The sequence below is a fragment of the Streptomyces katrae genome (assembly GCF_000966975.1).
Lineage (GTDB): Bacteria > Actinomycetota > Actinomycetes > Streptomycetales > Streptomycetaceae > Streptomyces > Streptomyces katrae.
The window spans coordinates 1-9,399 of sequence record NZ_JZWV01000839.1 but is presented as its reverse complement, the minus strand read 5'-3'; the positions used below and the strand labels follow the sequence as shown (position 1 = coordinate 9,399).

The window sequence follows — 9,399 nt, the reverse complement described above, 5'->3', positions numbered from 1 at the left end:
AACTCCTGACAAAAATCACGGACACGGCGGGCGGAAGCCGGGGGACAACTCCCGGGCCCGGGCCCACTGCGAGCGCCTGGACCACGTGGTCGAGCGTCGGTCACTCCTGGTTGAGCCAGCCGCATACGTAGTACTGCTGGTCCGCGTCCCGTTCGATGATCCACTGGTTGAGGACATCGCCGGCGAGTTGCCCGGTGTCGGGGTCCCGTCGGGTGATCTTCGCTTCCACGCTGAGCTGGTCCATGCCGGCGGGGATCTCGTAGGGCTGGAGTTCCCACCGGTCCACGAAGTAGCCGTTGAGGAGGAAACCGAGCAGACCGGAACGCAGCCGGGGGCAGGTGCCCCGGCGCAGTGAGGTCATGTCGTGGTCGGCCAGGCCGTTCATGTAGAGCGCGAAGACGCGCTCCACGGCTTGACGGTCGAGAGGAGCGTGCGAGGGCTTCGGCGTGGGCGTCGGCTTGGGCGTCGGGGTCCCCGGGGAGCTGTTCGCGGAGGGTGTGCCAGGGGAGGGCGACGGGGGCGGGGAGTGCTGGGCGGGCGTCGCGGAGCCGGCCGCGCTGGTACGGCCGTCGTCGTCGGCGGTGGACCGGGAATCCGGTAACCACCAGGGCACCGCGATCAGCACGGCCACCACGGCCCCCGCCAGGAGGGAACCACGGGCCCGGGCCGACGGGCGCGGTGGTTCCGCTCCGGGGGCCGTACCCAGCCGCATCGTGGATGCGGAGGTCGGGGTGGGCTCCCGCCGGGAGGGCCGCGGTCCGCCCGTCGGTCCGGCGAGCAGGTCGTACGCCTCCTCGGCGGTGAGGCGTTGGGCCGGGTCCTTGCGCAAGAGCCCCGTCAGCACGGGGGCGAGGTCTCCGGCGCGGACGGCGGGGGCGGGTTCCTCGGTGGCGATGGCGACGAAGACGGCCCAGGAACCGGAGCCGCCGAACGGAGGGTGTCCCTCCACCGCGGTGAACAGCGTCGCGCCCAAGGACCACAGGTCGGATTCGGCGGTCGCCGGCAGGCCGCGCACCTGCTCGGGCGACATGTAGGACGGGGTGCCCATGAGGGCTCCCGACCGGGTGAGACCGGGCTCTCCCTCCACGACGGCGATCCCGAAGTCGGTCAGCACCACCCGGTCGCCTTCGAGCAGCACGTTGGCGGGTTTGATGTCCCGGTGGGTCACGCCGGTGGCGTGCACGGCGCGCAGCGCGTCCAGGATCTCCCGGCCGATCCTGGCCACCCGGGCCGGGGGAAGCGGACCGTCCTCCTCGATCAGGTCGTCAAGGGAGCGGCCGCGGACGAGTTCCATCACGATCCACGGGCGGCCGTCCTCGTCGGCTATCCGGTCGTGGACGGTGATCACCCCTGGGTGCTTCAGCCTGGCGGCCGCCCGCGCTTCACGGTCGAGGCGGCCTATCCATGCCTCGCGCCGGGAGGTGACGAGGCCGTCGGGGAACCGGAGCTCCTTGAGGGCGACCTCTCGGCCGAGGTGTTCGTCGTGGGCTCGCCAGACGGTTCCCATGCCGCCTTGGCCGAGCAGTTCGGCCAGCCGGTACCGGTCGGCCAGCAGTCGTCCGCGATCGTGAGTCACGATCAGGAACCTAGCCCACCCGCCAGCCTGTGACGAACGGCCGGATGTCAGTCCCGGGTGGGAAACTTCCCGGCATGATCGAATCGAAGCCGAAGGCGGACCTCCTCCGATACCTGCAAGCCGCGCGCGACGCCCTGCTGTGGAAGCTGGACGGGCTCTCGGAGTACGACGTCCGTCGCCCGCTCACACCGACCGGCACGAATCTGCTGGGGCTGGTCAAACACGTCGCCAGTGTGGAGCTGGGCTACTTCGGGGACACGTTCGGGCGGCCGTCCGGCGAGGCGTTGCCCTGGCTGGCGGACGACGCGGAAGCCGACGCGGACATGTGGGCCGCCGCCGACGAGTCGCGCGAACGGATCGTCGGGCTGTACCGGCGGGCGTGGGAGCACTCGGACGCCACCGTCTCCGCGCTGGCGCTCGACGCGATCGGCCATGTGCCGTGGTGGCCGCAGGAACGAAGCGAGGTGACTTTGCATCAGATACTGGTGCACATGATCGCCGAAACCCACCGGCACGCCGGTCACGCCGACATCGTCCGGGAGCTCATCGACGGAGCCGTCGGCCTTCGGGAAGGCAACGCCAACATGCCGCCGGGTGATCGCTCGCGGTGGGAGGACCATCGGCTCCGCCTGGAGCGCGTGGCGGACGAAGCCGGTCGCGGCTGATCGCGCCGTACACGACGCCCGGGACAGCCGGCGGTCCCCGGGCCAGGACGAACGCAGCCCTCAGCGGCCGCACCGGTGCACCCCCGCCCTGACACGGCGCGCGGTGACGGACCGGGGCGGGCGTCGATCGTTGGAGGCGAGCAGGTTCCCTGCTGCGTCACGACGGCCGCCCCGGCTGTCTCCGCTCCTACCCAGAAGCATCGGCGTGACCCGAGGGTGCGGGCCACCGCCGTGCGCTGCGGCGTACGGCTACCAGCGGTACCACCGGCCGCTGCCGCCCTTGGGGGGAACCATGATTATCAACCTCCGAGGCCGCTCCTGCCCTCGCGCCGCCCGACCATGCGGATGACATTTACGGGTTTCCTATCCGCCGAGCGGACAGAAGAGTCCACCGGCCGCATCGGGACGGCGCCGGAGGGGAAGGAGCTCAGCGTGACCGGCTTGGGACCGCTGCCGACGCTGGGTGTGGAGGAGGAGTACCTCCTCCTGGCCGCGGACAGCGCGATGCCCGCACCACGGGTCGAGCAGGTGCGCGGGGCCGCCGCGCTGGAAGCGATCACCAGCGCGGCGGAGGTGCAGACCGAGCTGCTGCAAGCCCAGGTCGAGGTGGCCACACCGGTGTGCCGGGCCCTCGCGGAGGTCGGCGGCCACCTGTTGCGGCTGCGGCACGCCATGGCCCTGGGCGCCGAGTCGAGCGGGTGCCGGCTGGCACTGTGCGGGGCCGCTCCCGTACGGGACTCCGTGCCTGTGCCGGTGACCCCGACGAAGCGTTACCTCGGGCTGCAGGCATACGCTCCCCGGCTGGTCGACGAGCAGCTCATCAACGGCATGCACGTCCACGTCGGCGTCCCGGACCGCGCAGCGGGCGTCGAGGTCCTCAACCGGATCCGGGACTGGCTGCCCGTCCTCGTGGCCATGGCGGCGAACTCGCCCCTGTGGGAGGGCCGCGACACCGGGTTCGCGAGTTGGCGCACCCTGGTGTTCGGACGGTGGCCCGTCACCGGGCCTCCACCGTTCTTCGACGGGGTCGCGGATTACGAAAGCAGGGTCACGCGGCTGCTGGAATCCGGGGTGATCGCCGACCGGGGACAGATCTACTGGCAGGCCAGGCTGTCCGAGAAGTACCCCACCGTCGAGATCCGCTGCCCGGACCTGCAACTGAGGGCCGACGACGCGGTCATGCTCGCCGGAATCGCGCGAGCCCTCGTCGCCACCGCCCTCGCGGAGACACGGCACGCGGTCCCCGCCGCGGCAGGGACCCAGGAGCTGCTGCAGGCGGCGACCTGGCAGGCGGCTCGGCACGGACTGAAGGGGCCCCTCGTCGACCCCCGGGGCCGGAGCCGCGGCGCGCAGGAGGTGGTCGGCATGCTGATGGAACACATCGCCGACGCCCTTGCCGACGGCGGCGACGCGAGAGCGGTGAGCTCCCTGGTGGACCGGCTGTTCCGCGAAGGGACGGGCGCCGAGCGGCAGCGGGCGGCCATGTCGGGCGGCGGCATGCCGGCCCTGATCGACCTGATCACCACGCGCAGCACCGCCTTGTGAACCCGGCGGGCGGCCGTTGCGCCCGTCCTGGTGAACTGGTGATCAGGAGGCTTCGCCGGCACCCCGCTGTGCCGCCGCCCGGGCGAGTTGGAGGAAGTCGGCTGCGGCGAGGGCGGCCAGGGTGGCGGTCGCCAGGCGGGTGGGGCGCGGGGCCAGCAGGGTTCCGGCCGTGATGCCGGTGGCGACCCACAGACCGGTGCAGAAGGGGCAGGTGAGCAGTTCGCCGATCGCCTTGCGGGCGCCGGTGCCCCGTACCTCCTCCTTCAGTTCGGCGGGCCCGGAGGTGCCTTCGAAGCGGGTGAACGGCGCGCGCAAGGGGCTGGTGACGGGGTCCCTGGTGATGAGGCGGCCCAGCTGATGGGTGGCCACGGCGTTGAGGACGACGTCCCAGGGGCCCGGTTGCGGCAGGGGGCGGCGGAGGGCCCGCGCGGCAGCGGCGATGCCGAGCACCGTGCCGGCGTAGAGGCCCATGAGGCCGGTATAGGCGGCGAGCGGCCGGTCGGCGTCACCCGCGTAGGCCCGGGCCTCGCGGTGCAGGTTCATCGGCGGTCCTTCCTCGGGTCGGCGGATCACCTCGGTCTTCGCCCCTGCCCTCCTGCGGGCCGCTCAACCCTGGGAGGCTCGACGGGTGTCAGGCGCCGTCGGCCGCGGGCGGCCGGTGCATCGCCCAGCGGATGGTGCTGGTCACCGCCGCCCCCGCGGGGGCGGCGCACCAGCGTTCGGTCCGCGGCAGCAGCGGCAGACCCAGGGGGTGTCGGGCCCAGGGCGGCAGCAGGGCCACCGCGGCCGCCGCGAGCATGGCGTACGGGGGCCGCGCCGGCCAGGGCAGCGGGGGCCGGAGCAGGATGAAGCGGGCGGCGGCACGGGCCTCCCGCGTTCCTCGCAGTTCCGGCCGGAAGGCTTCGATCCGCTCCGCCAGTTCCCGCGCCGTACGGGGCGGTCGCGGCACCCCCAGGGCCCGGCCTACCCGGGCGGCCGAGGCGACGTAGGCGTCGCATTCGGCCGCGTCCAGGCGCCGGGCGCCGTAGCGCTGGTGGGCCCGCAGGAAGCTGTCGACCTCGGCGACGTGCACCCACTCGAGCAGGTGGGGGTCGTCGGCGCGGTACGGCTCGCCGTCGGGGCTCCGTCCCCGGATGCGGGCGTGCACCGCCCGTACGCCGTCCACCGCGCGCTGCGCGTCCTCAGCGGTCCCGTACGTGGTGAAGGCCAGGAAGGTGCTGGTGCGCTGGAGACGGCCCCAGGGATCTCCCCGGTACCCGGAGTGGGCCTCCACCGCGGCCATCGCGCGCGGGTGCAGGGACTGCAGGAGCAGCGCGCTCAGCCCGCCGACGAACATCGAGGCGTCGCCGTGGACGCGGCAGATCGGCTCCTCGGGCGCGAACCACCTGGGGCCCGGAGTGTCGTGGATCCTCGCCCGGTTCTCCGCGCCCGACGGACCGGCGACATGCCGGAAGAGGGCGTCGCCCAGGCGCTCGCGGGCCCGTGACGGCGCCAATCCGTCCAGCCGGTCCAGCCCTCCCAACCGGTTCACCGTTCAATTGTCACGCCGCTGTCCCCTCCGGGGAAGCCCCCGTGCGGTGGGGCGCTCGGGGCCGGGGCGCTCGGGGCCGGTGCGGCCGGTTCGACCGTCATCGTGATGCCCGTCGCGGCCAGCGCGCTGACCAGGGCGAGGCCGACGGCGAGCCGGCGCGGACGTGAGGGCCCCCGGTGCCGGGCGCGCCGCGGGGTCGGCAGCGCAGCCGGCGGCCGGTTCGTGGGCTGGTTCGTGGGCTGGTTCATCGCCGGGTCCTGGTCCTCAGTAGGTGAAGCACTCGGAGTGGATCCGCCCGGAGGGCACGCCCGCCCGGACCAGTGCCGCCGTCGTGGCGTCCGTCATGCCGGGCGGCCCGCACAGGTACACGTCGTGGTCGGCCAGCCCGGGCACGAGCGAGCGCAGTGCCTGCGGGGCGAGCGGGTCGTACGCCTCGTCGGAGCGTCCCACGAGGTAGTGCAGGGCGGCCTGGCGCTCGGCGGCTATGGCCTCCAGCTCGTCGCGCAGGACCAGCTGGCCGGCGTCACCGGCCCGGTAGAGCAGCGTGAGGTCGCCGGGGCCGGCGGGGAGCGCCTCGAACAGGGCCCGCATCGGGGTGATCCCGATGCCGCCGGCGATCAGCAGGACCTTGGTGCGGGTGCGCCGCCGCCGGGTGAGCGCGCCGAACGGGCCGGTCGCCAGCACCCGGGTACCGGGGCGCAGCCTGCGTACCCGCCGCGAATGCGCGCCGAGCGCCTTCACCGTGATCCGCAGGCGGTCGTCGTGGACGGGGGCGGAGAGGGAGAACGGCAGGGCGGTGTGCCACAGGCCGCGCCGCAGGAACCGCCAGCGGAAGAACTGGCCCGGCTCGGCACGGAGTTCGCGGAGCCGGCCGCCCCGGATGGTCACGGAGACCACGTCCGGGCCCTCGCGTTCGACGGCGGCGACGCGCAGCCCGTGCCGCAGGGCCTGGCGTACCGGGACGACGCCCCGGTACCAGACGAGCAGGACGGCGACGACGGTGTGCAGCAGGGCCCAGAACCAGGTGGTCACGGAGGTGACGGCGACGTCGGGGCCGGCCAGCTGGTGGACGAAGCCGAGGGCGGCGGCGATGTAGGTGAGCAGGTGGATGCCGCGCCACGTCTCGTGCGGGATCCGGCGGCGGACGGCCCCGGCGGAAGCCAGGCCCGCGCAGGCGAGCAGGGCGGCTCCGGCGTAGGCGGCGGCCAGGGCCGGGTATCCGAGCAGGTCCCTGGTGGCCGTCACCAGGTCGGTTCCGCCGCGCAGGGCGTACACGACGAGGGCGAGCAGGCCGTGGGCGGCGCAGAGGAGCAGCGCCCAGCGGCCGCCGAAGGCGTGCCAGCGGGCGAGGCGGTCGGCGCCGACGCCGTGTTCGACCGCCGGGACGCGTGCCATCAGGAAGAGCATGACCAGGATGCCGTAGCCGGCGAGGAGTCCGGTGAGGTGCGCGCCCGCGCCGATGAGGTCGTCGGGACGGGCGGACGGCCGCACCTGGGCGGCCCACAGCAGGACGACCGCGGCGGCTCCGGCGGCCAGGCCGGCGCGCAGCCGCTGGGGCGCGGTCTTCATCGGCGCGGGTCCCTTCCACTGGGGGGTTCGGCGTGGTCCCTGGCCGTGGTGCGGGGGGTGCCGAACGGACCGGCAGGGAGCGATAGCAGTGGCAACTATGTGCAAATTCGCTCGCGCCGGGCAAGGACGATCTTCGTGGAATGACTTCTGTCACGCGCGCCAACGGGGGTCGAGTGTCCTGTTATGCGGAGTTTTGGAGTTCTTCCGGGGCCCCACCCGCACGCCGCTCCTTCACACGTCCGGCTTTGCGTTTCCGCAGGACAGGCGTACGGGGGCGAGGTGCCTACCACGCGCCGGAAGGCCGCTTTGGGGAACTCTTTACGTTTCGGGCGGCCGCGGCATCCGTGACGTCGAGGAAGACCTGGTCCAGCTCGGGCCAGCGCCGCTTCAGCTCGGTGCGGACGCGGACCATCGCGTCCTCGACGGTCTCGCTGTCGTACCCGGCCGTCAGGTCGATGCCGGCGGCGAGGAGCACCGCGTCGGGACCCAGGCGCATGGTCAGCAGGGCCGTCACGGAGTCGATCTCGGGCTGGCCGTCGAGGTAGGCGTGGACCTCGTCCCGCAGGCGCGGGTCGGCGGCCTCGCCGATCAGGTGGGTACGGGCGCCCTTGCCGAGCACGTACGCCACGTAGACGAGCAGGACGCCGATGAGGATGGAGGCGCACGCCTCGTACGCCACCTGTCCGGTCGCCAGGTGGAGGGCCATCCCCGCCATCGCCAGGAGCACCCCCAGGCAGGCCGTGCCGTCCTCGGCGAGCACGGTCCGCAGGGCCGGGTCGCGGCCCTCCCGCACCTCCTCGGCCACCCCGTGGCCCGCGGCGCGTGCGGCCCGCCGTACCTGGAGGACGGCGCGCAGCAGTGAGCCGGCCTCGGCGAGGAGGGCGACGAACAGGACGGCCAGACCGATCGCGTACCCCTCGTGCGTTTCCCCGCCGCCGCGGAGGGCCTCCACCCCCTGGAACACCGAGAAGCACCCGCCCGTGACGAAGATCCCGACCGCGGCGAGCAGTGACCAGAAGAACCGCTCCTTGCCGTAGCCGAAGGGGTGCCGCTCGTCGGCCGGGCGCCTGCTGCGGCGCACCGAGGCCAGGAGGAACACCTCGTTGAGGCTGTCGGCCACCGAATGGGCGGCCTCCGAGAGCAGGGCCGGTGAGCCGGCGACCACCCCTCCCACGGCTTTGGCCGCGCAGATCACGAGGTTCGCCGCGAGGGCCACCCACACCGTGACCCGCGTCTCACCGTCCCGTCCGGCCATGATCCTCCCTCCCCCACCGCGGCGCGCGGCCGCCTCCGCGCGCCCCTCCCCCGCCCGTGCTCGCTGCGCCGCGGTTCAAACCTGGGGTCCGCCCCGGCGACGGGGGCACAGGCGGCTCCGGGGAGCGAGGGTCAGTGCGTGGGCGAGGGGGTCATGTCCTTCTGGGCGGCCGCCGGGAGGTCGTAGACGTGGTCGGGGGTCAGGACGCGGGTCAGCGCCTGGCCGAAGACCGTGCTCGGTTCCTCCTGCTGAGGCCCGTACGGGATGTCGGTGTTGAGCAGGACCACCAGGGTCGCCTGCTGCTCGGGCAGGTAGATGTCGAAGATGCCCAGGCCGTAGCCCGCGCCGGGGATGCTGGTGGGCGGGGTCTCGAGGCGCTGCTTCTGCAGGTCGGGGCCGACCATCCGCGTGCCGTCGGGGAAGACGCCGGTGGCCACGGTCTTCGCCCAGATCCGCAGGTCGTGCAGGTCGGAGACCATCGCGCCGGCGGCCCAGCCCCAGGAGGGGTTCCAATCGGTGGCGTCCTCGGTCCTGCCCGACGCCGTCTGCCGGGTGTAGCCGTGGGCGTGCGGGGTGGGGAACGAGGCGTCGTCGGGGAAGCTGGTGCGGTTCATTCCGGCGGGGCGCAGGATGTGGTCGCGGATGTAGGCGGACAGGGGCTGCCCGGACTGCTTCTCGACCACCAGGCCGAGCAGGATCAGGTTGGTGTTGGAGTAGTTGAACTGCGCGTTCGGTGCGAAGATCACGGGCTTGGGCGCCTTGAAGGCGTAGCCGAGCAGTTCCCGGGGGGCGAAGTGCCGCGTCGGGTCGCTGGTGAACGCCTTGTAGAAGGTCTGCGTCGCCGTGTAGCTGAGCAGTCCGCTGCGCATGCCCGCGAGTTCCCTCAGGGTGACCTTGTCGCCGTTGGGGACGCCCTCGACGTACTTGCCGATGGGGTCGTCCAGGCCCACCTTGCCCTGCTGGGCGAGCTGGAGCACGGCCGTCACCGTGAACGTCTTGGTCTCGCTGCCGATCCGCGAGTAGAGGTCCGCCGCCATCGGCTGTTTCGTCGTCTTGTCGGCGATGCCGAAGGCTCGCGTGTATTCACCCTTGCCGGGCGCGGAGACCCCGACGATGACGCCCGGGACACCGGTCTTCTTCAGTACGTCCTGGACGACCTTGTCGAGCCTCGCTGCCGTGGCGGCGTCGAGGGTGGGGAAGCCGGCCGCCGGGGAGGGCTCCGCCGAGGCGGTCGGCCGGGGGGCGGGCGGCGCTTCCC

At 73.2% G+C, this 9,399-nt stretch carries 9 protein-coding genes; 2 read left to right on the top strand and 7 right to left on the bottom strand.

Translation table 11 applies throughout. The features are described 5' to 3' along the window. Positions 1 to 100 precede the first annotated feature (100 nt). Positions 101 to 1,576, bottom strand: a complete 1,476-nt coding sequence (locus VR44_RS47595) for a serine/threonine-protein kinase (protein WP_052713853.1) — start codon at positions 1,574 to 1,576, stop codon at positions 101 to 103. 74 nt (positions 1,577 to 1,650) lie between these two features. On the opposite strand from VR44_RS47595, the gene VR44_RS27665 reads away from it, so the two are divergent. Together VR44_RS27665 and VR44_RS27660 are read left to right on the top strand one after the other, a co-directional pair. Further along, on the top strand, positions 1,651 to 2,241 hold the full coding sequence (locus VR44_RS27665; RefSeq protein ID WP_045950335.1) for a DinB family protein: 591 nt from the start codon (positions 1,651 to 1,653) through the stop codon (positions 2,239 to 2,241). A 432-nt stretch (positions 2,242 to 2,673) separates the two neighbouring features. Beyond that, positions 2,674 to 3,786, top strand: a complete 1,113-nt coding sequence (locus VR44_RS27660) for a carboxylate-amine ligase (RefSeq protein WP_384746672.1) — start codon at positions 2,674 to 2,676, stop codon at positions 3,784 to 3,786. A 42-nt stretch (positions 3,787 to 3,828) separates the two neighbouring features. Here the strand turns inward: VR44_RS27660 and VR44_RS27655 are convergent, their stop codons facing one another. The 6 genes from VR44_RS27655 to VR44_RS27635 all read right to left on the bottom strand — a co-directional run. Continuing rightward, positions 3,829 to 4,329 (bottom strand): DUF1360 domain-containing protein, encoded by a 501-nt coding sequence (locus VR44_RS27655; RefSeq protein WP_045950334.1) that lies wholly within the window; start codon positions 4,327 to 4,329, stop codon positions 3,829 to 3,831. 88 nt (positions 4,330 to 4,417) lie between these two features. Continuing rightward, on the bottom strand, positions 4,418 to 5,290 hold the full coding sequence (locus VR44_RS27650) for an oxygenase MpaB family protein (RefSeq protein ID WP_094191951.1): 873 nt from the start codon (positions 5,288 to 5,290) through the stop codon (positions 4,418 to 4,420). A 23-nt stretch (positions 5,291 to 5,313) separates the two neighbouring features. Continuing rightward, the gene (locus VR44_RS45330) at positions 5,314 to 5,565 is read right to left on the bottom strand and encodes a hypothetical protein (RefSeq protein WP_157880419.1); all 252 of its coding nucleotides are present in this window, start codon (positions 5,563 to 5,565) and stop codon (positions 5,314 to 5,316) included. 16 nt (positions 5,566 to 5,581) lie between these two features. Further along, positions 5,582 to 6,886, bottom strand: coding sequence for a ferredoxin reductase family protein (locus tag VR44_RS27645; protein WP_045950333.1), 1,305 nt, complete (start codon positions 6,884 to 6,886; stop codon positions 5,582 to 5,584). 283 nt (positions 6,887 to 7,169) lie between these two features. Beyond that, positions 7,170 to 8,141, bottom strand: a complete 972-nt coding sequence (locus VR44_RS27640) for a cation diffusion facilitator family transporter (protein WP_045950332.1) — start codon at positions 8,139 to 8,141, stop codon at positions 7,170 to 7,172. Positions 8,142 to 8,272: 131 nt separating this feature from the next. Next, on the bottom strand, positions 8,273 to 9,399 hold a 1,127-nt coding region (locus VR44_RS27635), incomplete at its 5' end, for a serine hydrolase domain-containing protein (RefSeq protein WP_052713852.1).